Raw genomic sequence first — 22,727 nt, 5'->3', positions numbered from 1 at the left:
TTGCAGTCTGTGTCAAGCGGTCGTCTCCTGGACGGTCCCTTGTGCTGACAAGCGCGGACTGCAATCCTTTGCAGCGTCGTTTCAGCCCATCCATCGGAGGATTCATGCCGAAGGCTCTGCAGCCTCATCCGGACCGCGCCCTGCCGGCCGGCGCAGCACGTGACGTCGCGCGCCGGATCCATGCCTCGACGAAGGACCTGCCGCTGCTCTGCCTGCACGGACACGTCGACATCGGGCTGTTCGCGACCGACGCCCCGTTCGGCGACCCGGCCGAGCTGCTGGTCGTCCCGGACCACTACGTGACCCGGATGCTGGTGTCCCAGGGCGTCTCCCCCGACAAGCTCGGCCTGCCCCGCAAGGACGGCAAGCAGACCGCCGAGCCACGGGAGATCTGGCGCGAGTTCTGCGCGAACTGGCACCTGTTCCTCGGCACCCCGAGCCGGTACTGGCTGGAGCACGAGTTCGCCGAGGTCCTCGGCCTGACCGTGCACCCGTCCGCGGAGACCGCCGACCAGCTGTACGACGAGATCATGGCGCGGATCGCGGAGCCAGAGTTCCGGCCGCGTGCGCTGCTCGACCGCTTCAACATCGAGCTGATCTCCACCACCGACGCGGCTACCGACGACCTCGCGCAGCATGCGACGCTCGACGCGGACCTGCCCGGCCGGGTGGTCCCGACATTCCGCCCGGATGCGGCCGTCCACGTCGACCGCCCCGGCTGGTCCGAGCTGATCGCGAAGCTGGCCGACGTCTCGGGTGTCGACACTTCTACCTACGACGGATACCTGAACGCACTCCGGCAGCGGAGGCAGGCGTTCGTCGCGGCAGGAGCGCGCGCCACCGACCACGGTCACCTGACCGCAGCCGCCGTACCGCTGTCGGACGCCGAAGCGGCGCGCATCTACGCGGGTGCTCTGAAGGGCGATGTCACCACCGAGGATGCGGCGGCGTTCGCGGGTCACATGCTCTACCAGTCCGCGGTGATGTCGGCCGAGGACGGGCTCGTGATGCAGTTGCACCCGGGCGTGCTGCGCGACCACGATCCGGCGATCTTCGCGACGTACGGTCCGGACCAGGGGCACGACATCCCGGTCGCGACCGAGTTCACCCGGTCGCTGCGGCCGCTGCTCGAGCGGTTCGGCCACGCCGAGGGTTTCCGGCTCGTGCTGTTCACCGTCGACGAGACCGTGTACTCGCGGGAGCTCGCGCCGCTGGCCGGTGTCTACCCGGCGGTGCGGCTCGGTGCGCCGTGGTGGTTCCTCGACAGCCCCGACGGCATGCGCCGGTTCCGTGAGCTCGTCACCGAGACGGCCGGCTTCTACAACATGTCGGGCTTCGTCGACGACACCCGTGCGTACCTGTCGATCCCGGCCAGGCACGACCTGGCCCGCCGCATCGACGCGGGGTACCTCGCGGATCTCGTCGTACAGCACCGCCTGGACGAGGACGACGCGGTACAGGTCGCGAAGGCGCTCGCGTACGACCTCGCGCGGGACACGTACCTCTGAACCGGTACCCTCGCGCAGATGAGGCGTGAGGCTCTCGCGACGATCGGTGTCGCACTGCTCCTGGTTTCGGGATGCTCGGGCACGAGCGGTGCCCCCGAACCGTCGAAACCCGCGGCTACTACCACGGTGACCGTCCCCACCGCGGCCCCGGCCGTCGCCGTACTCGGACCAACCGGCCCGGGTACGGCGAAGCCGTGCCAAGGGACCGCGATCCCGGTCGGTGTGGACCCGCAGGCGGTGATCGACGCAGCGCCCCAGGGCACCACGTTCTGCTTCGCGAGGGGCGTGCACCGGCTGACGCGCGCCGTACAGCCACGCAAAGGCGACACCCTCGCCGGTGAGCCCGGAGCGGTGCTGAGCGGAGCGATCCGGCTCACCGGGTGGAAACGGGCCGGGAGTGCCTGGACGGTGCAGGGTGTGTTGCCGAGCGCCTACCCGCTCAAAGGGCAGTGTGAGGACGACAAATCCAAGCCGTGCCAGCTCGGCGAGCAGCTGTTCGTCGACGGCAAGCACCTGACCCGCGTCATGAGTGCGACCCAGGTGAAGCCGGGGACCTTCTACGGCGACTACCGGACCGACACTCTTCACCTCGGTGACGATCCCACCGGCCACGTCGTCGAGATGTCGCGCACCCAGACCGCGATCGACAAGTCCGCGGACGACGTCACCGTGACTGGTCTGACCATCGAGCACTTCGCCAGCCGCCCACAGGCCGGTGCACTGCAAGCCGGCCGTGGCTGGAAGGTGACCGCCAACGAGGTGCGCTGGAACCACGCGGTCGGGATCATGGTGATCGAGGGCGACAACGCCGAGCTCAGCCGGAACACCGTCGCGAACAACGGGCAGCTCGGCATCGGCCAGTACAAGTCGGCCGGTGTCCGGATCACCGCGAACCTGGTGACCGGCAACAACACCGACGGCTTCTGGATCGCGGACTGGGAGTCCGGCGGGATCAAGTCCACCCGATCGTCCGGCGAGGTGAGCGGCAACGACATCGTCGCGAACCGCGGCGTCGGGATGTGGAGCGACATCGCGGAGTACGACCGCCGGATCACCGGGAACCGGATCCGGGACAACGCGGCGGACGGCATCCGGTACGAGATCAGCTTCGCCGGCGTCATCGACCAGAACGTCGTCGAGCACAACGGGTACGGCACCGGGCGCGGTTCCGGCGGCTCGCTCTGGGACGGCGGCGGCATCAACGTGAACACGTCGTCCGACGTGCAGGTCCGCGGCAATCTGATCAAGGACAACCGCAACGCGCTGTCCATCCAGTCGCGGACCCGCGGCGACGGTCCACGCGGTACGTACGTCCTGCGCAACGTGCTCGTCGAGGGCAACCTCGTGGTGATGAGCGACGCCACCTCGGCACTCGGTGTCGTCGAGAACAAGCGCTCCCCCGCGAAGGACGGCGCGATCACGTTCCGCCGCAACAGCTACCAGGGCGCCGATCACTTCGCCTACCGAGGCAAGACGATGACCTGGTCCGAATGGCAGCAGTCCGGCTTCGACCAGGATTCAGTGAGCAGTTAGCGCCCGCTCCTGGAGACGTCTTCGGTGCCGGATCCGGTCGGCGTCGCAGATCGCGGCGGCCACCAGCAGGTGCACGGTCATCGAGGACAGGTCGGACAGTCCGCTCTCGTTGAGCGACGCGGCCGTGACATACCCGAGCAACAGCGCCCCACAGGCCCGGATGTACGGCGTGGGCGCCCGGAGCACCGAGATCCACGCGAGGATCAGCGCGAACCCGACGATCGCGACGGCGAGCAGTCCGGTCTCCCAATACAGGCCGAGCCAGCTGTTGTCGATCGCCATCACGTCGATGTCGCCCTCGCCTCGGCGGAGCAGCACCCGCTTGTTGCCGAGACCGTGGCCGATGATCGCGGTCTGGACCGACACCTTCTCGTCCAGGACCGCCTGCCAACTCGTCGTACGGCCGCTCAGCGAGCTGATCTGCCGCGTGCCCTGGCCGCGGAGCAGCCAGGTGTGGAGAGACCCGATGGTCAGGAACGCGACGCCGAGCAGCCCGGGGACCGCGAGGCAGGCGATCCGTCCGAGCCACGTCTTGCGGGTGATGATCAGACCGATCACCAGGCCGAAGGCGACCGCGGCGGCCGAGGTGCGCGTCCGGCTGGCCGCGATCAGGACGCCGCCCAGCCCGATCAACGCGACCGCGGGCAGGGCGGACAGCTTCCGGCAGACCAGGCCGATCAGCGCCAGCCCGAGCAGGATCGCGCCGACCTCACCGACGCGCGGCGGCAGCATCGGGATGATCACGCCCTGCAGGCGGGACCCGGTCCCCAGCGAGCTCAACGGCCGCCACGCCTGGGACGGCGAGTAGGCCAGGCTCAGCACGACAGTTGCCCCGAGCAACAGGTGGGCCCACAGGTGGGCCCGGACCAGCCGCTCCGGCACCTGCACCAACGGCCGCCAGAGCAGGAAGACGAACACCAGCCCGATCAGGAACCGCGCCAGCCGGGTCAACGGCCCCATCGGTTCGGCGAGCAGGAACGCGGTCGCGCACGCGAACAGCACGTACATCACGTACAGCCAGCTGGCCGGATTCACCCGGGTGCGGAAGCCGGGCTTGGTCGCCGCCAGCGCGACCAGGAAAACCGCGCCGAGCAGCAGGCCCTTCGCCATGCTGTTGGTCGATCCGGTCGTCCCCTGCGGCGCCGCGACCCGCGACGACCACGGCTGGACGCCGAGCACGAACAGGCACCACAGCATCAGCCAGAACCACGCGGGCCGCTCGACCTCGCCGTCGACCGTCCCGGGCACCGGCGGAGCCAGCCGGGTCCGCGCGGACATCGCCGACATGCCGGACATCAGCGCATCGGTGAAGCCGCGTCCAGCGGCTTGTAGTTCAGCGGGATCCCGAGCGTCTCGTCCTGCGCCGAGGCCCCGATCAGGACGACGCCCAGCACCGGAGCACCGGCGAACTGCAGCGCCCCGGTCAGCCGCGCGACGTCCATCTCCTTGTCGAGACCGACCTGGACCACCAGCACCGACGCGTCGACGGCGGCTGCCAGCGGCGAGATCCCGTGCCGCCCGACCGAGGCGGGACCATGGATCACCACGGAGTACCCCGGGGGCAGGTCGGCGACGATGCCCGGGACCAGCGACGGGCCGACGGCCTCGGCGGTCTCCTCGTGGTTGAGTCCGGGCGGCAGCACGTACAGGTCGGCGACGGTGCCCGGGCGGAACAGCTTGCGGGCCCGGATCGCGCGGGTGGCCGCCGGCTCGTTGACCAGGTCGGTCAGCCCTTCGTGACCGGTGAGGTGCGGGAGGACCGGCGTACCTTCGATGTCGGCCAGGACCAGCAGCGTCTCGCGACCGTCCCGGGCGTTCGCCTCGGCCATCGCCAGCGCGATGCCGGCCGAGTTCGGCGTCGGGGACGCGGACACCACGAGCAGGGCGCCCGGACCGCCGCCGGCGAAGGCACGCGGGTTCAGCTCGCGGCGCGCCAGCGCACCGCTGGCCTCGGCCCCGAGCGCGGTGATCTCGTACGGCGGGAGCTCGGGCGCCGACCGCTGCCAGAACCGGCGACGGTGCCCCTCGGACGCCGCCATCACCGGCGCGCTCGCCGCGCGGGCCGCCTGGTCGCGGGTCAGGATGTACGGCGTCAGGTGCGACCGCAGCAGCGCCAGACCGAAGCCCAGCACCAGACCGAGGATCCCGCCGACCAGGATGTCGCGGGCAACGATCGGCGAGGAGCTGGCGGTGTCGGTGGTCGCCGGCGTCACGAGCTGGCTCCCGGCGCCGACGGTCGACAGCGCCTTCAGCATCGCGGCCGCGTCGTCGGCGGCCTGCCGGGCCTCGGTCGCCAGCCCGACCCGCTGGTCACGCAGCGCGGCGGCGGTCTGGTTGTCGCCGCGGCCGACCGCCTCGTCGATCTGGCTGACCAGGCTGCGGGACTGTGTCTGCGCCGTCTTCGAGCGGGCCTGCGCCTGCTCGGCCAGGTTGGTGAGCAGCGCCTTGGCCTCGGCGTTGCGCTGGTTGAGGTAGATGGTGGCGATCGCGTTCGCCCGGTCGACCGCCTTCTGCGCGGTCGGGCCGTCGGTGGTGACGAGGTACGCGTTGTCGGTGACGGCCTTCACCCGGGTGACCGCGGCCAGGTCCTGGATGGTCTGGTCGTTGTTCGGCATCCCGAGCGACTTCACCACGGCGGCGAGCAGCGTCGGGCTGGCCATCACGCGGGCCTGTGTCTCGGCCGGCAGGTCCATGCCGAGCGGGCCGGTCTTGTCCGCGCCGCTGCTGGACAGCTTCCCGACCAGCGCCGGCGGCACCGCCGGGCCGATCACCAGCTGGCTCGAGGCGGTCCAGCGGGTGGTCTGCGAGAGCGCGAACACCGAGGCGCCGAGCAGTCCGAGCAGGATGCAGCCCATGATCAGCCACTTCTGCCGCAGCAGGGACTGAGCGGTTTCCCGCCAGACCACGGTGCCCGGTTCCATGCGTACCTCACTACTCCGTCGGCGCCAGCGACTCAGGATATCCACAACCTGGTACCTGCCACTGCACAGGATCTCGCTCTGTGCCCTACTCTCTTCCCGGGGGAAATCTCGGGGCTTCGTGAGGATCGAGCTGTACGGCGCCTGTGCGCCGCCATGTCCAAGGGGGGACATCGCTACATGACGAAGACACGCCTGTCCGCACGGCTGTTCACGCGGCTGGGAATCGCGGGCACGCTGCTCGCCGGAGCACTGGTCGTGACGCTGGCGCCGGCGGCGCAGAGCGTCGAGGCTTCGCTCTCGGCGGCCACCAGCTCGAGCTGGCAGACCAACGCGAGCGTCCAGGGCATCGCTGTCGCCGACGGCAAGGCCTACGCCGGCGGCCGCTTCACCAGCGTCCGCCCACCGGGCGCCGCGGCCGGGACCGGTGAGGTCGGCCAGGCGTACCTGGCGGCCTTCGACGCGAGCACCGGCGCCCTGGTCACCGAGTTCAACCCAGTGCTGAACGGCCAGGTCTACGCGGTCGCCGCCTCGGCGGACGGCTCGCGAATCTTCGTCGGCGGCGACTTCACCACGGTCAACGGCCAGACTCGCAACCGGATCGCCGCCTTCGACACCGCCACCGGCACTCTGGTCGCGAACTGGAAGCCCTCGGTCTCCTACCGCGTCAAGAGCATCGCCGTCTCCGGTACGACGGTCTACTTCGGCGGCTCCTTCGGTCTGGTCAACAACCTGACCCGCGACCGGCTCGCCGCGGTCACCACCGACACCGGCACCCTGTTGCCCTGGGCTCCCTCCGTGAACGGCGACGTGTACGCCGTCGACGCGGCCGATGACGCCTCCAAGGTGTACGCCGGCGGCCAGTTCAGCACCGTCAACGGCACCAACCAGAACACCGTGACCAGCCTCGACCCGATCACCGGGGCGGTGCTGCCGTTCCCGGGCGCCTCCGCCGTACCGCCGCCGAACGGGTCCTGCACGACCCGGGTGAAGACCATCGACGCCAGCGGCGACACCGTGTACTTCGGCAACGGTGGTGACGGCGGCGGCTGCTTCGACGGCACCTGGGCGGTCGACATCGCGACCAACACGCTGAAGTGGAAGAACCAGTGCCTCGGCGCGACCGAGGCGGTCAAGGTCGTGAACGGCTGGCTCTACAAGGGCTCGCACGCCCACGACTGCGCGAACCAGGGCGCCGGCGGCTTCCCGCAGGGCTTCGGCTACCGCTTCCTGCTGTCCGAGAAGCTCACCGACGGCACGCTCGGCCCATGGTTCCCGAACACCGACGCCGACCCGAACAGCGTCACCAACGTCGGACCGCTGGCGTTCGCGACCGGCGGCAACGACCTGTGGGTCGGCGGCGACTTCCTGAACGTGAACGGCACCGGCCAGCAGGGCCTGACGCACTTCACCAACGCCGCTCCGGGTGCGGCGCCGGCCAAGCCCGCGAAGCTGCTGCCGTACAGCGTCCAGCCCGGCGTCGTCCAGATCCACTTCCCGACCGTGGTCGACAACGACGACAGCACGCTGACCTACCGGCTGCTCAAGGGCTTCAGCAACACCACCATCGCGACCTGGACCGCCAAGTCCACGCCATGGGACCGGCCCTGGCTGCACTACACCGACACCGACGTGACACCCGGCGAGGTGACGAACTACCGCGTCGAGGTCACTGATGGCAGTACGACGATCCGCGGCAACTACTCGGACCCGCTCACGGTCGCCTCGTCCGCGTCGACGGCGTACGACCAGATCGTGAACGCGGACGGTCCGCAGGCCTACTGGCGGCTCGGTGAGGCAGCCGGTACGACGACCTCGGTCGACTCGTCAGGACAGAGCAACAACGGGACCTTCACCGGTGTGACGCTGGGTGGGGCCGGTGCGATCGCCGGCAACACGTCGGCGACGATCAGCTCGTCCAGCGGCCGGATGGTCGGCGAGAAGGCGTACAGCATGCCGCAGCAGTTCACCGTCGAGGCGTGGGTCAAGCAGAGCGGCTTCAACCGCGGCGGCCGGATCATCGGCTTCGGCAACTCGAAGACCACCAACAGCGGTGGCGGCGGCGACCGGATGCTGTACATGCGCACCAACGGCTCGATCGTCTTCGGTGTCAACGACGGCTCGCAGCGCACCCTGACCAGCCCGTCGGGCAAGAACGACGGCCAGTGGCACCACGTAGCCGGCACCTACGACAACGGCACGATGAAGCTGTACGTCGACGGCGTCCTCTCGGGCAGCGCCCTGGTGGGTTCCGCGTCGGTGTACTACGGCTGGTGGCGCGTCGGCTACGACCTGACGAACTCGTGGCCCGGCGGTGGAGCGACCCAGACCGGCATGGGCATCGACGAGGCGGCGGTCTACCCGTACGCACTCACCCCGGCGCAGGTCCAGTCTCACTACTCGGCCAGGTGAAAAGGCTTCTCTCTGAGCTTGTCTCCGGGAGTTCTGGCACAAAGTCATAACGCGGTCCGGAGGCCCGCTTCCAGTGGGCCTCCGACAGCGGTATCGTCCGCCGCTGGTGCGTGATGAGGCACGCGCTGTTGGACCCCGCCTGTCGAAGGACACAAATGAAGAAGTTAGTGCTGGCCCTTGTCACCGGCGCGGCTGTCCTGGCCGCGGCGCTGATTCCGTCAGGACCGCCTGTCCAGGCGGCGACACCGGGCTTCGCCTCCGCCGTATCCGCCATCAAGCAGACGTCGTGGCAGACCAACAACAGCGTCAACGCGCTGGCCATCGCGGGGAACACCGTGTACGCCGGTGGTCTGTTCACCAGGCTCCGCCAGCCGGGCAAGTTGTCCGGCCAGGCTCCGGAGACGCTGCGCAGCTACGTCGCCGCCTTCGACCGGACGACCGGCGCACCGACCTCGTTCAACCCGACGGTGAACGGTCCCGTCTACGCGATCGCCACCAGCCCGGACGGCAAGTGGGTGGTGATCGGTGGCGACTTCACCATGGTGAACGGACTGCGGCGCAGCAAGATCGCGATGTTCAGCACCGCCACCGGCAAGCTCGTGCAGGCCTGGGACCCGGTGGTCGCGGCCCGCGTCAAGGCGCTGGCGATCTACGGCAACAGCGTGTTCATCGGCGGCGCCTTCGGCAAGATCGACGGCGCGGTCCGCAACCGGCTCGGCGCGGTCCGGCTGATCCAGGGCGACCTGCTGCCGTGGAACCCGAACGCGAACAACGACGTGTACGCGCTCGACGTGTCCGACAACGGCACCCGGGTGTTCGCGGGCGGCCCGTTCAGCACCATCGGCGGCAAGGACCACTACTCGCTGGCGATGCTGAACAACACCACCGGCGCGGCCTTCGACTTCCCGGCCGCCGCCGCGATCCCGAAGCCGACCGCGACCTGTACGACGCGGGTGAAGGACATCGACACGCTCGGCGACAAGGTGTTCGTGTCCAACGGCGGCGACGGCTCCGGCTGCTACGACGGTGTCCTGGCGGCGCAGGTGTCGACCGGGAAGCTGCTGTGGCAGAACAAGTGCCTGGGCGCGACCGAGGCGATCAAGGCGATCGGGAACTGGCTGTACAAGGGCTCGCACGCGCACAACTGCAGCTCGTCCCCGAACGGTTTCCCGGACGGCACCGGCACCCATTACCTGCTGGTGGAGAGCGCGATCAACGGCAACCTCGGGCCGTGGTTCCCGAACACCGACGCGAACCCGAAGAGCACCACGAAGGTCGGTCCGCTGGCGATGGCCGGTACCGACACCGACCTGTGGGTCGGCGGCGACTTCCTGAACGTCAACGGCAAGCCCCAGGTGGGCATCGCCCGGTTCACCAACGCGCCGGGTGGCGCGGCACCCGCCGTACCGAAGGCGCCGACGCTGACCGCGACCTCGTCCGGGCGGGTGTACGCGACGTACACCGACGTGTACGACCTGGACAACCTGTCGCTGACCTACAACGTGTTCCGTGGGTCGCTGAACATCGGTTCGGCCGTGAACGTGTCGTACTTCTGGCAGGCGCGTAAGACCTACCAGGTGATGGACCGCGGCCTGGCCCGCGGCTCGACGTACACGTACCACGTCGAGGTGCACGACGGCCGCAACATCATGAAGAGCGCCAACGTGAGCGTGAAGATCCCTTAAGTGGCAGCAGCGGCGCGGCGGTGGGCGGCGATCGCCCGGTGTGCCTCGTTCCACCACAGCAGCAAGGTGGCGAACGACGCACCGGCCAGCCCCCACGCCGCGCCTTTCGGGCCCCAGAGGTACGCGCCGCTGATCCCGCAGGTGATCAGGACGGCCGACGAGATCAGCCGGACGCGAAGACCGCGGGTCGCGGCGGTGAGGGCGCGCAGGATCGCGAACGCCCCCGCGTTCGAGGCGCCCAGGGCCTGCAACAGGATGACCGGGATCAGCACGCTGTGCGCCTGCGTCCAGACGCCCGGGCCGAGCAGTTCCCGGCCGACGATCGCGGGTAGCAGCAGGAAGATCGCGCCCCACGCCAGCGCGCCGGCTCCGACGCCGAACGAGATCGCGAGACCGACCAGCCACAGCCGCCGGTACGAGTGCTTCAGCGCCCGCGCGGCCTCGGGGACCGAGATCATCCGGATCCCCTGGTTCAGCACGTTCACCGGACCGAGCAGCACCTGGGCGCCGCGGATCCCCGCGGTCGCCACCAGGCCGGCGGCCGCGGTGATGCCGAGCATGTAGACCTGGATCGTGCCGGAGACCGCGAGCATCTCCCCCACGTACTTCGGGCTGAGGTCCCAGTTCCGGCGTACCCACTCGCGGATCAGCTGCCGGCGAGGCGCGACCCCGGCCTGGAACCGGCCCGCGATCGCCGCGATCACCGCGCCCAGTCCCCACCCGAAGGTGAGAGTGAACGCGGACGTCGTACCTGTGAGGTACAGCCCGCCGAAGACTGCCAGCATCGCGAGCAACCAGATCAGGTCGTTCACGAACGCCTTCTGGCCGTCACCCACGACGAAGAACGCCCAGCGCCAGGCGTCCTGCAGCAGCAGTCCCGGCATCGTCACCGCGAAGGCGATCAGCACCCCCCGGGACGGGACACCGGGGAAGGCAGCGATCGCCAGGCCGACCAGCATCGCGAGGAGGCCGCACAGCAAGGCGGTCGCCGTACTCGCCCGGACCGCACGTTGCCAGTCGGGCGTACGGTCACCCGAGTGCCGTACGGCGAGTGGCTCGGTGGAAACCGCCCGCGAGACGTTGAGGGCGATCGTGTAGCCGCCGAAGGCCAGCGCGTAGACACCGAAGTCGGCGACCGTACTGGACCGCGCGACGACGACACCGACCGCCAGGTTGCTCAGACTCGACAGCGCCTGATCGGCCAAACCCCAGCTCGCACGACCGGCCGGACCGGCCAGCCGACGTAGTTTCGGCCGCCGGAATCTCACCGGCTCACTCTAGAGTGGTCGCGGCGGGTGCCGGAGGACGCCCACCAGGAAACGCGGGATCCCGAGCAGGTAGCGCCGCCAGAGCCGCTTCGGCTCCTTGTACAACCGGTAGCTCCATTCCAGCCCGGAACGCTGCATCCACCGCGGCGCGCGGTCCAGCCGGCCGGTGTGGAAGTCGAACGCCGCGCCGACACCGATCAGGATCGTCGCGTTCAGCCGCTCGCGGTGGTCGGCCATCCAGCGCTCCTGCTTCGGCGCACCGAGCCCGACCCAGATGATGTCCGGCCGGGCCTCGTTCATCCGGGCCACCGTCTCGGCATCCTCGGCGTCCGTCAGCTCCCGGTACGGCGGGCACTCGACACCCACGACCTTCAACGCCGGGTGCCGTTCTTGGAACCGCTCGCGGAGCTCCTCGGCCACCCCTTCGGCGCCACCGTAGAAGTACTGCGTCCAGCCGTGCTTCGCCGACGCGGCCAGCACCCGCTCGAGCAGGTCGGGCCCGGCGACCCGGTCGATCTGGCCGAACCCGGCCTTCCGGCCGGCCCACACCAGCGGCATCCCGTCCGGCACGGTCAGCCCGGACGTGTTGTAGACCTCGGTCAGCCGGGCGTCGGCGCGAGCGTGCAGCAGCGCGTTCATGTCGGACACGCAGACCAGCTGCCGCTCGTCCTGCTCGATCCACCGGGCGAACGTCGCCACGGTCGCGTCCAGATTCGTCACGCTGACGTGAATACCGAGTACGTCGACTCGCTGATCCGTCGTCCAGGCAGTGGTCCGGGCCTGAGTGTCGGTCATCAATCCTCCGTTGCTGTGCTCAGCGCGGCGAGGTCGGCGTCGACCATGATCCGGACCAGTTCGGGCACGTGCACCTGGGCCTTCCAGCCGAGCTCGACGGCGGCCTTGGACGCGTCCCCGATCAACGAGTCCACCTCGGTCGGACGCTCGTACCGCCGGTCGTAGTCGACGTACTGCTCCCAGTCCAGCCCCACCTGCGCGAACGCCAGCGAGACGAAGTCGCGGACCGAGTACGACGTACCGGTCGCGATCACGTAGTCGGCCGGGGTGTGGTGCTGCAGCATCCGCCACATGCCCTCGACGTACTCCGGTGCGTAACCCCAGTCCCTGCAGGCGTCCAGGTTGCCCAGGTACAGGCGGTCCTGGCGACCGGTCTTGATCGCCGCGACCGCGCGGGTGATCTTCCGCGTCACGAACGTCTCGCCGCGCCGCGGGGACTCGTGGTTGAACAGGATGCCGTTCACCGCGAACATATCGTACGCCTCGCGGTAGTTCCGCGTCATCCAGTAGCCGTAGAGCTTCGCGGCGCCGTACGGCGAGCGCGGGTAGAACGGGGTGTCCTCGTTCTGCGGCGGTGGTGTCGCACCGAACATCTCCGAGCTCGACGCCTGGTAGAAGCGGCAGTCCAGCCCGATCATCCGGATCGCCTCGAGCAACCGCGTCGTACCCATCCCGGTGGTGTCACCGGTGTACTCCGGCTCGTCGAAGCTGACCCTGACATGGCTCTGCGCGGCCAGGTGGTAAACCTCGGCGGGCTGGATCGACGCCAGCAACGTGACGAGTCGCGAGCCGTCGGTCAGGTCGCCGTAGTGCAGGAACAGCCGCTTGTCCGGTGTGTGCGGATCCTCGTAGAGATGGTCGATCCGCTTGGTGTTGAACGTCGACGCACGCCGGATCAGGCCGTGCACCTCGTAGCCCTTGGACAGCAGCAGCTCGGCTAGGTACGACCCGTCCTGACCGGTGATACCGGTGATCAGTGCCCTTTTCATGGCCTTCTTCACGCGACGTGCTCCTGGTACCAGGCGTAGGTGGCGGCCACGCCGTCTTCGAGGGAGATCGACGGCTTCCAGCCCAGCGACTGCAGCCGGCTCACGTCGAGCAGCTTACGCGGGGTGCCGTCCGGCTTGGACAGGTCGTTGCTCAGCGCACCGGTATACCCGACGGTGCGGGCGACCAGCTCGGCGAGCTCCTGGATCGTCACGTCCGCGCCGACGCCGACGTTGATCGGCTCGGGAGCGTCGTAGTGCTCGAGCAGATGCAGGCAGGCGGCCGCGAGGTCGTCCACGTGCAGGAACTCGCGCCGCGGCGTGCCGCTCCCCCACAGGACGACTTCCGGGGCGCCGGCCAGCTTGGCCTCGTGGAAGCGGCGGATCATCGCCGGCAGCACGTGCGACGTGACCGGGTCGAAGTTGTCGTTGGGCCCGTAGAGGTTGGTCGGCATCGCCGAGATCCAGCGCAGCCCGTACTGCCGGCGGACCGCCTGGACCTGCATGATGCCGGCGATCTTCGCGATCGCGTACGCGTCGTTGGTCGGCTCCAGCTCACCGGTCAGCAGGCTCGACTCGCGGATCGGCTGCTCGGCGTACTTCGGGTAGATGCACGACGACCCGAGGAACAACAGCCGCGGCGTGCGCACCTCGAGGCATGCGTCCATCAGGTTCACCTGGATCCGCAGGTTGTCGCTGAGGAACTCGGTCGGGTGATCCCGGTTCGCCAGGATCCCGCCGACCCGCGCCGCGGCGTCGATGACCGCGACCGGACGGTGCTCGCGGAGGAACGCGAAGGTCGCGTCCCGGTCGCGCAGGTCCAGCTCGGCCGACGACGCGCCGATCAGGTGCGTGTACCCGGCGGTGTCCAGGCGACGCCAGATCGCCGAACCGACGAGGCCACGGTGGCCGGCGACGTACACCGGTGCATGCAGATCCATTCAATAAGCTCCCGCGCCGTAGAACACCGCGCGCACGGTCTTCCAGAGAATCAGCAGATCAAGGGTCATCGACCAGTTGTCGACGTACCGCAGGTCGAGCCGGACCGACTCGTCCCAGGACAGGTCGCTGCGGCCGCTGACCTGCCACAACCCGGTCATGCCGGGCTTCACGAGCATCCGCCGGGAGTCGTCGGCGGCGTACAGCGCGACCTCCTCGGCCAGCGGCGGACGCGGACCCACCAGTGACATGTCGCCGCGCAGCACGTTGAACAGCTGCGGCAGCTCGTCGAGTGAGAACCGCCGGATCCACCGGCCGAGCGGCGTCATCCGCGGGTCGTTGCGCATCTTGAAGATCACGCCGTTGCCGTCGCTCAACGCGTACAGGTCGCTGAGCCGCTGCTCGGCGTCGGTGTACATGCTGCGGAACTTCAGCATCGTGAACTCGACGCCCGCGCGGCCGACCCGCTGCTGCCGGAACAGCACCGGACCGGGGCTGGACACCTTCACCGCAACGGCGAGCCCGATCAGCAACGGGGCCAGGACGACAACGAAGCCGAGGGCAACGATCCGGTCGAAGACGGCCTTCATCAGGTGCGGCCCGCCGCTCACCGACGGCCGCTCCAGGTGCAGCAGCGACAGCCCGGCGACCGGGCGGACCGAGATCCGGGGGCCGGCCACCTCGATGATGCCCGGCGACACGATCAGCTCGATACCGCGCTGCTCGAGCGCCCAGGACAGCCGGCGCAGCGACTGGCCGGCCAGCTCCGGGTCGGTCGCGACCGCGACCACCTCGACCGCGTGCCGGTCGGCGGCCGCCAGGATGTCCGGCTCGGTGAGCTCCTCCGGCTGCAGCGGGCCGTTGCTGTCGTCGCGCGGACGGCAGGTCGCCACCACCCGGTACCCGTCGGTCGGGCGGCTCTCCAGGTGCTCACACAAAGTTGCGGCCGGACCGCTACGTCCGACCACGAGAACCCTGTGCATGCAACGGCCTCTGACCCGGTGCCGATGCAGGTCCTTCCGCAACGCGTACCGCAGCAGCAGCGCGGACACCACGAGCACGGGGATCGCCAGTACGACGAAGCCGCGGGCGATCTCGGTCCTGGTCACGTACGACGTCATCGCGACGAGGGCCGTCAGTCCGACACCGGAGCGCATCAACGAGCGGAACTCGTCCGGCCCCGCCCCGAAGTACCGCGAGTCGTAGCCCTTCGACAGCGCGACCACGGCCACCCAGGCCGGTGGCAGCAGACTGCTCACCACGAGATAGCTGGAGCCGACGTGGTACCCGAAGCGGGTCAGCAACGCGATCGAGACGCCGATCATCGCGGCCACCAGGTCGCCGCCGACGGCGGCCCACCGGTACACCCCGACCCAGCGCGGCTCGGTCGAGCGGGACGGCAACGGAACGATCGCCGGAACCTCGTGCGGCACGACCCACAGCGGCCGCCGGCTGTCCACAGCGTCCGGCGCTTCTGCTCCGCTCACAGCGGTTCTCGTTCCCTCCTGCGACCGGACAGCCACGGACCGTGCCCATCGGAACCTGCAGTATGACCTGTTCACCCGCGCTTCGGCGAGGAGTCACCGCAGATTACTACGCGGCGGGTGCCGGGGCCCGGCACCCTGGCACCCTTTAGCTAGAATTTGCGTGGGGTGGGGGGAATGAGCAGATCAGGCGATCTTCCTGTGTGGGCAGGGTTTCGGCCGGCCGTGGCAGTCACGGTCCGGCACTCGATGCTGCCACTGGTGGTGCTAGGACTCATTCTGGTTACGGTCCCCGCGGTCGTCTTCGCCGGAAGCACCCGACCGAGCCGGCTCGACGGCCGCCTGCAGTCGCTCGCGCATGACCGTTCCGCCGCCGCTCACCAGCTGGCCGTCGTCCTCGACTGGCTGGGTGAACCGCGCGGCCGGGGCCTGCTGATCCTGGCGGTCGCCGCGGTCTGCCTGCTCGCACGGCGGCGCGCGCTCGCCGTCACGGCAGTGGTCGCGTCGCTGCTGGTCGCTGTCTTGACGACTGGCCTGAAATACGTCGTGGACCGCCGGATCCACGACGGCTTCCTGTCCTACCCGAGCGGGCACGTGGCTGCCTTCGCCGCGCTCGGTCTGGTCCTCGGCCTGCTGCTCGCCGATCTGCTCCGGGCAGGTCCGGCCTTTGGTACGACGCTCGTACTGGCCGCCGCCCTCGCCGCCGGACTCCTGATGGCGTGGGCGCAGGTCGCCCTGACAGCGCACTACCCCACCGACACCGTCGGCGGGGTAGGTTGCGCGCTGATCGTCGTACCGGCGACCGCAGTACTGGTGGACCGCTTCGCGGCCCGCCGGCCTTGACTCAGGCGACCACCGCTGGGCTGTCGAACGCGGCGATCACCTCGTCCGGGACGTTCTTCAGGTCGCTGACCCGCAGGTAGTCGCCCATCGTCGTCCCGGTGCACTCCGAGTCGATGTTCGGAGCGGCCCGGCCGGCGAGCGCGTCCCCGAGGTGCACCGTCCGCAGGTCGATGCTGAAGCGGGTCCGGCCGGACACGTTCGGCACGCTGGAGTGCAGCTGCGCACCGGAGAACAGGATGACGCCACCCGGCTTGCAGATCGGGCGGATCTGCGGCACGAGCTCGACCTCCTCCTCCGGGACCGGCTGCACCCGGGTGTCGACGCCGATCTGGCTGGCCGCGATCTTCCGGCTGGTCGCGTTCCACTCCGCGTAGTTGTAGACCCGCGAGCTGTTCCGGACCGGGGTGTGCCAGTACTTCGGGTGGAAGGCCAGCCCGTTCTCGTCGCTGATCGCGAAGATCGGCAGCCACCAGTTGAGCTGCACGTACGGCGCGGAGTACCAGGTGTCGCGGTGCGGGTGGAACGCGAACGCGATCCCGGTCGTCAGGTAGTCGTTCGACGTCGAGCTGCGCATCCGCGGCACGTCGAAGTACACCTCGTTCGGGTCGCAACCGAAGTCGACCAGCATCTCCTGGATCAGCCGCTTCGACTCCGGGTGGTGGATGAACGCGGGCTTCAGCTCGGCGAGCAGCTTCGCGTAGTCCTCCACCGGCATCTCGAACTGCGCGGTCTCCGGGTCCAGCGGCGCGAACGCCTGCCGGGCCATCTCGGCGGCGAACTCGGTGAGTGCCACGGTCGACGGTCGCGGTGAGTAGACGAACAGGTCGCCCTCGTAGAGCTTCTGCCGCCGTTCGTCGTCGCCGAAGTCGGCATCGACATGGATGGAATGCATTCTGACCCCCCTCACAGAACCAGGGACGTCACGTCCCCGGTTCCCTTTGGATCCTTTCCGCCGCGGCCAGTGCCTCGACGGGCGCGGCCCCCCGGCCGCGACGTTCTCAGGTGTAGCGGCGGAACACCGGCTTGACGGGGCGGCCGCCGAGCCACGGTGCCGGGTCGCCCGCGTCCAGCGCCTTGCGGTACACCGCGCAGGCGCCGGCGACGATGGCGACGGTCTTGTCGATGTCCTCGTCGGTCAGGGCACTGCTGACCACGAAGGACGGGCCGATGACGCCGCCGAGAATCAGCTCGCGCAGGAACAGCGTCCGGTACGGCTGGGACGGCTGCAGCTCGTCGTCGAGCGTCGCGAAGACCAGGTTGCTCGCGCGGCCGCGGACCAGGACGTGGTCCTGAACGCCCGCCGCCACGGCCACCTCGCGCACGCCCTTGGTCAGCCGCTCGCCGCGCTCGTGCAGGCGCGCCGCGATGTCCTCCTCGGCGTAGACGTCGAGCACCGCGATCGCCGCCGCGAGCGCGTGCGTCTCGGCGCCGTGCGTCGTGGACAGCACGAACACCCGCTCGTTGCTGTCCCGCAGGCCGCCGCGCTCCATGTACTCGCGCCTGCCCGCCAGAGCCGACACCGAGAAGCCGTTGCCGAGCGCCTTGCCGAACGTCGAGAGGTCGGGCGTCACGCCGTACAGGCCCTGGGCGCCGGCGGCGGAGAAGCGGAAGCCGGTGATCATCTCGTCGAAGATCAGCAGCGCGCCGTACCGGTGGGCGAGGTCGCGGAGGCCTTCGAGGTACCCGGCCGGCGGGTCGTGCTGGGTCGCGGCCTCGAGGATCAGGCAGGCGATCTGGCCCTCGTTGCGGATCAGCAGTTCCTCGGTCGCGGCCAGGTCGCCGTACGGGAAGCCGACGGTGAGCCCGCCGATCTCGTCCGGGATGCCGGCGTTCATCGCGGTGCGGGTGATGAACCAGTCGTCGATCGAGAAGAACGCGTGGTCGGCGCAGAGCGCGACCAGCGGGCGGCCGGTGACGGCGCGGGCCAGCTTGACCGCCGCGGTGGTGGCGTCGGAGCCGTTCTTCGCGAACTTCACCATGTCGGCGGTCGGCACCGTGGCGAGGAACCGTTCGGCCGCCTCGAGTTCGACGATGCTCGGCCGGACGAAGTTGTTCCCCCGGTCGATCTCGCGCCGGACCGCCTCGACGACCTTCGGGTGCCGGTGGCCGAGACTCACCGCGCGCAGGCCGGAGCCGTACTCGATGTACTCGTTGCCGTCCACGTCCCAGACGTGGGCACCGTCACCGTGCGAGATCACCGGCGCCATCTCGTACGGGTACTGGTCCTCGCCCTTGGCGTAGGTGTGCGCGCCGCCCGGGATGAGGTCGTGCAGCCGCTTGTTGGCCTCCGTCGATTTCGTGAAGGATTTGGTCATGTCAGCCTCGCAGTCGCCAGCGCGAGTGAAGGAGCGGCCTTGTCCCGCTCGGACATCAGCGTGACCGGCAGCGGCCACGGGATGTCCAGGTCGGGGTCGTCGTACCGGATCGACACGTCCTCGGACGGGTCGTGGGCCCGGTCGATCCGGTAGGACACGTCCGCGGGTTCGGTGAGCGCCTGGAACCCGTGCGCGCAGCCGGCCGGTACGTAGACGGTCACCTGGTTGTCACCGGTCAGGTCGAAGACCTCACGGTTGCGGTACGTCGGTGACCCCGGCCGCAGGTCGATCACGACGTCGAACACCGCGCCGTACGAGCACCGCACCAACTTCGCCTCGCCCGCGCCGGAGCGGATGTGCATCCCGCGCACCACGCCCCGCCGGGAGCGGGAGATGCTGTCCTGGACGAACGCGTCCGGGTCCAGCCCGGCGGCCCGCACGATGTCGGTGTCGAACGTGCGCGAGAAGAACCCGCGCTCGTCGCGATGCGGCGCCGGACGGAACAGCAGCGCCCCCGCGATCGTCGGTACGTCGATGACGTCCATCTACTCCCCCCGTTCGGTACTCGCGACGCGCGGCGCCTGCCCGGCCCCGAACAACGCCGCAGAGAGTACGTCGTACTGCGCCTCGAGCGCCGCGACGTATTCGGCGTTCCGGGCCCGCATCGCCGGGACGACACTCGCCGCCCGCGACTCGAGCGCGCGGAACTGGTCGATCAGCCGGTCGACGTCGAGCCCCTGGATCGGCTGCCGGAACTCGGCGAGCCGCATGTCCTCCATCAACGAGTCGCTCTTCGTCCCGTAGCTGATCGAGATCGTCGGCTTCGACAGCATCAGCGCCGACACCACGTTGTGGTACCGCGACGCGACGACCAGGTCGACGCCGGCCAGTTGCTCCAGCAGCCCGCCGAGCGTCTCGGCCGGCTCGTTGAAGAACCGTTCGTCGACGAGGTCGGGCCGGCTCTTGCGCAGGTCGTCGTACACGGCGTCGACCACTGTCTGGTCGCTCGGGTCGCCGGTGACGAGGCGGATCCGGTACCCCTCGTCGACGAGCCAGCGCGCGAACTCGACGATCTTGGCGGTGTACGTCGCGTAGATGTCCTCGGAGCGGTCCCGATCGGCGTTGGTGCCGCGGTACGCCATCACGCCCAGACCCACAGTGCGCACCGTGCGCGGTGCCGATTCGTCAGCCTCCGGCACCGGCGGCTTCGGCAGTGCGAACGCGAGGTCCGGGTAGACCTTGTCCTGGCGGGGGTCGCGGCTGGTGTCGAGGCCCATCGCCCGCATCGCGTCCCGCGAGTACTCGTCCCGGTAGGAGCGGTACGACGCCAGTCGCGCCGTCCATGTGTAGAGCAGGCGCAGCGACCGCTCCCGCGCGGCGTTGGCGCCGACGTTGACGAGCGCGGTCCGCACCCCGGCCAGGCGGGCACACAGCACCATCAGGAACAACGCGTACGGCCAGCCCCACGGGCGGACCTCCATCGTGGTCTCGAGGACCCCCATACCGGGCACGATGATGATGTCGTACTTGCGGACCAGACGCGGCATCCGGCCCAGGTCGGCCACCTTGCCGAAGGTCTTCCTGATCACCGTCTCGATCCGCGACCGGCCGGGGCCGTGCTCCTGGAACCAGGTGATCGCGACCGACGGGATGCCGTACTGCCGCTCGATCTCCTCCGGACCGGCGCAGATGCAGCTGATCCCGGCTTCCGGGTGCCGGCTGCGGACGTAGGCCAGCATCGCGTCGAACGACCCGTGGTTGCCGAGGTTCCCGGAACCCAGCAGACCGAAGAACGCGATTCGTGGTGACGCACCCAAGGCGCTCATTCGTGCGAGACCTCCTGCTGACGAACCACACCTGAACTCTCGGGGATCCTGGTCGGCGGCGTGGCCGGCTTGCTGTCCTCGATCCGGCCCGTGGACCGGCGGACCGCGCGACTGGCCATCCAGCGCGCCAGGTGGCCGTAGCACTCCCGGCGGTCCGACGACGAGAGCGGAGCCCGGCGGATGCCGCCGACGAAACCGTTCACGTACTCGGTGACGAGGCGGACCGTCGGATGCCGCAGCCGGCTCGCCCGGCGCGGCTCCATGTTCGCCGACCGGGACCGGATCGTCGGCTTCGCCCGCTCGGCGCGGTCCGGGTGGTCGCGGCGGAAGAACAGCAGCTCCGGCACCTGGTGGAACCGCCCGTACAGCGCCAGCTCGGCCATGATCGTGCGGTCCGAGTGGTGGTAACTGCCGTTCAGCGGCGTCCGGCGCAGGATGTCCGACCGCATCACGCCGTAGAAGTCGTCACCGCCGACGTCGAACAACAGGCTGCGGAACCGGTCCGGTGCGTGCGGGTTCGCGGTGTCGAGCGGGTAGTCGACCTCGAGCACGATGTCGCCGTTGCCGTCGATGATCGCCTGGTAGGCGTGCGCGAGGACCAGGTACGGGTCGGCGTCGAGCGCCTCGATACAGCGCCCCAACAGCTCCTTGCCGTACAGGTCGTCGTACGACGCCCACTTGAACAGCTCGGTGCCGGAGTGCTCGAAACACCAGTTGTGGTTCGGGGTCGCGCCGATGTTCACCGGCTGGCGGAAGTACGAGATCCGCGGGTCGGTGCGCTGGTACTCCCGGCAGATCTCCTCGGTCGCGTCGGTCGAGGCGTTGTCGGAGATGATCAGCCGGTAGTCGCCGTAGCTCTGCCCGAGCAAGGCGTCCAGGGACTCCGTGAGGTACTTCTCGCCGTTGTACACCGGGAGTCCGACGGTCAGCCGCGGTACCGCGTTCATGTGCTCCTCATTTCCGGCATCTCCTGCACCGTGTCGAGCTCTGCTTCCAGGTGTTTGCGCTCGCGGATCCCGGCGCGCAACGTGAACCACCAGACGAACGAGGCCGAGAACGTCGCGCACGCGGCACCCCAGGCCGATCCGAGCGCGCCGCCGACGATGCCGCCGGTGACGCCGCCGACCAGGTAGAACGAGGACGCGCAGAGCTGGGCCTTCAGGCTGCGCCGCGCGACCCCGAGCGCCCGCAACCCGGCCGCCGCGCCGGTGTTGAACCCGGCCCAGGCCACCGACAACGTGGCCGGCAGCACCAGCGCGGACGCGGTCAGCCAGACCTCGCCGAGCAGCGCGTGCCCCCACTTGTCGGGCAGCGCGAACAACAGCAGCATGCCCCACGCCAGCGCGGCGACCGCCTGCGCGCCACCGAGCAGCAGGCAGAAGATCGGCAACGCCCGCACCGAACGCCGCAGTACCCGGGCGGCTTCCGGTACGGCGACCAGGCCGACGCCGGACAGCACGATGAAGAACGGGCCGAGCAGCATCTCGGCGCCGCGCACCGTACCGACGGAAGCGACACCGGCGAACGCGCCGAGGCCGTACATCCGGAGCTGGTACGCGCCGCTCAACGTCACGTTCTCGGTCAGGTACCGCAGGCCGAGATCGCGATGGTCGCGCAACCAGTGGATCGCCTGATTCACCCGCGGCAACACCCCTGCCTGGAAACCGCTGACCAGGGCGGCGAAGACGCCGGCGCCGCCCCAGGCCAGCACGAATCTCGTCACGCTCGCATCGTGCGAAGCGAGGTACAGCAACGGAACCAGTGCGAGTGCCCAGGTGATGTCACTGACGAACGCCTTGCCACCCTGGCCGGAGGCGAAGAACGCGAACCGCCAGCTGTCCTGCAACATCAGGCCCGGCAGCACGATGCCCAGGGCAACGAAAGCCGATCCGGTCCGGCCCCCGAGCGCCAGTCCGACGATCGCGCAGATCACCCCGGTCAGGACGCCCACCACGATCGCCATCCCGGACGACTTCGCGACCGCGGTCCGCCAGGTCGGGTGCTCGACACCGCTGAACCGCACCGCGAGCGGATCGGTCGCGAGGCCACGCGAGATGTTCACCACGACGCCGTACGTCACCCAGGCCAGGCTGAACGCGCCGAACTCCAGCGCGCCGAGCGACCGGGCGACGACGATGCCCACGACGAAGCTGACCAGGCTGGTCACCGCCTGGTCGGCCAGTCCCCAGGTGAGCCGTCGGAGGACACCATGCAT

18 protein-coding genes are annotated in these 22,727 nt (G+C 69.5%); 5 read left to right on the top strand and 13 right to left on the bottom strand.

Going from position 1 to position 22,727, the window contains the following annotated elements; genetic code table 11:
- Positions 1 to 104: 104 nt before the first annotated feature.
- Positions 105 to 1,508 (top strand): glucuronate isomerase, encoded by a 1,404-nt coding sequence (gene uxaC / locus ACFYRH_RS12205; protein ID WP_387772371.1) that lies wholly within the window; start codon positions 105 to 107, stop codon positions 1,506 to 1,508.
- An 18-nt stretch (positions 1,509 to 1,526) separates the two neighbouring features.
- The gene (locus tag ACFYRH_RS12200) at positions 1,527 to 3,041 is read left to right on the top strand and encodes a right-handed parallel beta-helix repeat-containing protein (RefSeq protein ID WP_387772368.1); all 1,515 of its coding nucleotides are present in this window, start codon (positions 1,527 to 1,529) and stop codon (positions 3,039 to 3,041) included.
- Here the strand turns inward: ACFYRH_RS12200 and ACFYRH_RS12195 are convergent.
- Positions 3,027 to 4,337 carry an O-antigen ligase family protein gene (locus tag ACFYRH_RS12195; RefSeq protein WP_387772365.1) on the bottom strand — a complete coding sequence of 437 codons (1,311 nt, stop codon included), beginning with the start codon at positions 4,335 to 4,337 and terminating at the stop codon, positions 3,027 to 3,029. The genes ACFYRH_RS12200 and ACFYRH_RS12195 overlap by 15 nt on opposite strands.
- A complete protein-coding gene (locus ACFYRH_RS12190; protein WP_387772362.1) occupies positions 4,337 to 5,962 on the bottom strand; it encodes a Wzz/FepE/Etk N-terminal domain-containing protein in 1,626 nt (541 codons plus the stop codon). Before ACFYRH_RS12190 ends, ACFYRH_RS12195 begins: the two co-directional genes overlap by 1 nt.
- Before the next feature lie 177 nt (positions 5,963 to 6,139).
- Here ACFYRH_RS12190 and ACFYRH_RS12185 point away from each other — a divergent pair, with 177 nt between their 5' ends.
- A complete protein-coding gene (locus ACFYRH_RS12185) occupies positions 6,140 to 8,371 on the top strand; it encodes a LamG-like jellyroll fold domain-containing protein (protein ID WP_387772359.1) in 2,232 nt (743 codons plus the stop codon).
- A 155-nt stretch (positions 8,372 to 8,526) separates the two neighbouring features.
- A complete protein-coding gene (locus tag ACFYRH_RS12180) occupies positions 8,527 to 10,056 on the top strand; it encodes a fibronectin type III domain-containing protein (protein WP_387772356.1) in 1,530 nt (509 codons plus the stop codon).
- Here ACFYRH_RS12180 and ACFYRH_RS12175 read toward each other — a convergent pair.
- Genes ACFYRH_RS12175 through ACFYRH_RS12155 form a run of 5 tightly spaced genes read right to left on the bottom strand, consistent with a single transcriptional unit; the run spans position 10,053 to position 15,531 of the window.
- On the bottom strand, positions 10,053 to 11,324 hold the full coding sequence (locus ACFYRH_RS12175) for a hypothetical protein (RefSeq protein WP_387772353.1): 1,272 nt from the start codon (positions 11,322 to 11,324) through the stop codon (positions 10,053 to 10,055). The genes ACFYRH_RS12180 and ACFYRH_RS12175 overlap by 4 nt on opposite strands.
- 9 nt (positions 11,325 to 11,333) lie before the next feature.
- Entirely contained in the window at positions 11,334 to 12,119 is a 786-nt protein-coding gene (locus tag ACFYRH_RS12170; RefSeq protein WP_387772350.1) for a WecB/TagA/CpsF family glycosyltransferase, read from the bottom strand.
- A complete protein-coding gene (gene gmd / locus ACFYRH_RS12165) occupies positions 12,119 to 13,108 on the bottom strand; it encodes a GDP-mannose 4,6-dehydratase (protein WP_387772347.1) in 990 nt (329 codons plus the stop codon). The genes ACFYRH_RS12170 and gmd overlap by 1 nt, the downstream gene beginning before the upstream one ends.
- Positions 13,109 to 13,116: 8 nt before the next feature.
- Positions 13,117 to 14,046: a GDP-L-fucose synthase family protein gene (locus tag ACFYRH_RS12160; protein WP_387772344.1), complete on the bottom strand. Its 930-nt coding sequence runs from the start codon at positions 14,044 to 14,046 to the stop codon at positions 13,117 to 13,119.
- Positions 14,047 to 15,531, bottom strand: coding sequence for a sugar transferase (locus tag ACFYRH_RS12155; protein ID WP_387772341.1), 1,485 nt, complete (start codon positions 15,529 to 15,531; stop codon positions 14,047 to 14,049).
- Positions 15,532 to 15,753: 222 nt separating this feature from the next.
- Here ACFYRH_RS12155 and ACFYRH_RS12150 point away from each other — a divergent pair, with 222 nt between their 5' ends.
- On the top strand, positions 15,754 to 16,371 hold the full coding sequence (locus ACFYRH_RS12150; protein WP_387772338.1) for a phosphatase PAP2 family protein: 618 nt from the start codon (positions 15,754 to 15,756) through the stop codon (positions 16,369 to 16,371).
- Position 16,372: 1 nt separating this feature from the next.
- Here the strand turns inward: ACFYRH_RS12150 and ACFYRH_RS12145 are convergent, their stop codons facing one another.
- The 6 genes from ACFYRH_RS12145 to ACFYRH_RS12120 all read right to left on the bottom strand — a co-directional run bounded on the left by ACFYRH_RS12145 (position 16,373) and on the right by ACFYRH_RS12120 (position 22,727).
- A complete protein-coding gene (locus ACFYRH_RS12145; RefSeq protein ID WP_387772335.1) occupies positions 16,373 to 17,263 on the bottom strand; it encodes a phytanoyl-CoA dioxygenase family protein in 891 nt (296 codons plus the stop codon).
- 106 nt (positions 17,264 to 17,369) lie between these two features.
- Positions 17,370 to 18,686 (bottom strand): glutamate-1-semialdehyde 2,1-aminomutase, encoded by a 1,317-nt coding sequence (locus ACFYRH_RS12140; RefSeq protein WP_387772332.1) that lies wholly within the window; start codon positions 18,684 to 18,686, stop codon positions 17,370 to 17,372.
- Positions 18,683 to 19,231, bottom strand: coding sequence for a dTDP-4-dehydrorhamnose 3,5-epimerase family protein (locus tag ACFYRH_RS12135; protein ID WP_387772329.1), 549 nt, complete (start codon positions 19,229 to 19,231; stop codon positions 18,683 to 18,685). Before ACFYRH_RS12135 ends, ACFYRH_RS12140 begins: the two co-directional genes overlap by 4 nt.
- On the bottom strand, positions 19,232 to 20,512 hold the full coding sequence (locus ACFYRH_RS12130; protein ID WP_387772326.1) for a polysaccharide pyruvyl transferase family protein: 1,281 nt from the start codon (positions 20,510 to 20,512) through the stop codon (positions 19,232 to 19,234).
- Positions 20,509 to 21,459, bottom strand: a complete 951-nt coding sequence (locus ACFYRH_RS12125) for a glycosyltransferase family 2 protein (protein ID WP_387772323.1) — start codon at positions 21,457 to 21,459, stop codon at positions 20,509 to 20,511. The genes ACFYRH_RS12130 and ACFYRH_RS12125 overlap by 4 nt, the downstream gene beginning before the upstream one ends.
- Entirely contained in the window at positions 21,456 to 22,727 is a 1,272-nt protein-coding gene (locus ACFYRH_RS12120; RefSeq protein ID WP_387772320.1) for a hypothetical protein, read from the bottom strand. Before ACFYRH_RS12120 ends, ACFYRH_RS12125 begins: the two co-directional genes overlap by 4 nt.

Source organism: Kribbella sp. NPDC004875 (assembly GCF_042873375.1).
In the GTDB taxonomy this organism is placed as follows: domain Bacteria; phylum Actinomycetota; class Actinomycetes; order Propionibacteriales; family Kribbellaceae; genus Kribbella.
Note: the sequence above shows the minus strand (reverse complement) of the source record. Positions and strands in the feature narration are given on the sequence as shown.

Excerpts from the sequence above, each read along its gene's own strand:
- uxaC (WP_387772371.1), top strand. The coding sequence starts at position 105 with ATGCCGAAGGCTCTGCAGCCTCATCCGGACCGCGCCCTGCCGGCCGGC.
- ACFYRH_RS12130 (WP_387772326.1), bottom strand. The coding sequence starts at position 20,512 with ATGAGCGCCTTGGGTGCGTCACCACGAATCGCGTTCTTCGGTCTGCTG.
- ACFYRH_RS12120 (WP_387772320.1), bottom strand. The coding sequence starts at position 22,727 with ATGCATGGTGTCCTCCGACGGCTCACCTGGGGACTGGCCGACCAGGCG.
- ACFYRH_RS12135 (WP_387772329.1), bottom strand. The coding sequence starts at position 19,231 with ATGGACGTCATCGACGTACCGACGATCGCGGGGGCGCTGCTGTTCCGT.
- ACFYRH_RS12160 (WP_387772344.1), bottom strand. The coding sequence starts at position 14,046 with ATGGATCTGCATGCACCGGTGTACGTCGCCGGCCACCGTGGCCTCGTC.
- ACFYRH_RS12170 (WP_387772350.1), bottom strand. The coding sequence starts at position 12,119 with ATGACCGACACTCAGGCCCGGACCACTGCCTGGACGACGGATCAGCGA.
- ACFYRH_RS12145 (WP_387772335.1), bottom strand. The coding sequence starts at position 17,263 with ATGCATTCCATCCATGTCGATGCCGACTTCGGCGACGACGAACGGCGG.
- ACFYRH_RS12190 (WP_387772362.1), bottom strand. The coding sequence starts at position 5,962 with ATGGAACCGGGCACCGTGGTCTGGCGGGAAACCGCTCAGTCCCTGCTG.
- ACFYRH_RS12125 (WP_387772323.1), bottom strand. The coding sequence starts at position 21,459 with ATGAACGCGGTACCGCGGCTGACCGTCGGACTCCCGGTGTACAACGGC.
- ACFYRH_RS12185 (WP_387772359.1), top strand. The coding sequence starts at position 6,140 with ATGACGAAGACACGCCTGTCCGCACGGCTGTTCACGCGGCTGGGAATC.
- gmd (WP_387772347.1), bottom strand. The coding sequence starts at position 13,108 with ATGAAAAGGGCACTGATCACCGGTATCACCGGTCAGGACGGGTCGTAC.
- ACFYRH_RS12140 (WP_387772332.1), bottom strand. The coding sequence starts at position 18,686 with ATGACCAAATCCTTCACGAAATCGACGGAGGCCAACAAGCGGCTGCAC.
- ACFYRH_RS12180 (WP_387772356.1), top strand. The coding sequence starts at position 8,527 with ATGAAGAAGTTAGTGCTGGCCCTTGTCACCGGCGCGGCTGTCCTGGCC.
- ACFYRH_RS12195 (WP_387772365.1), bottom strand. The coding sequence starts at position 4,337 with ATGTCCGGCATGTCGGCGATGTCCGCGCGGACCCGGCTGGCTCCGCCG.
- ACFYRH_RS12200 (WP_387772368.1), top strand. The coding sequence starts at position 1,527 with ATGAGGCGTGAGGCTCTCGCGACGATCGGTGTCGCACTGCTCCTGGTT.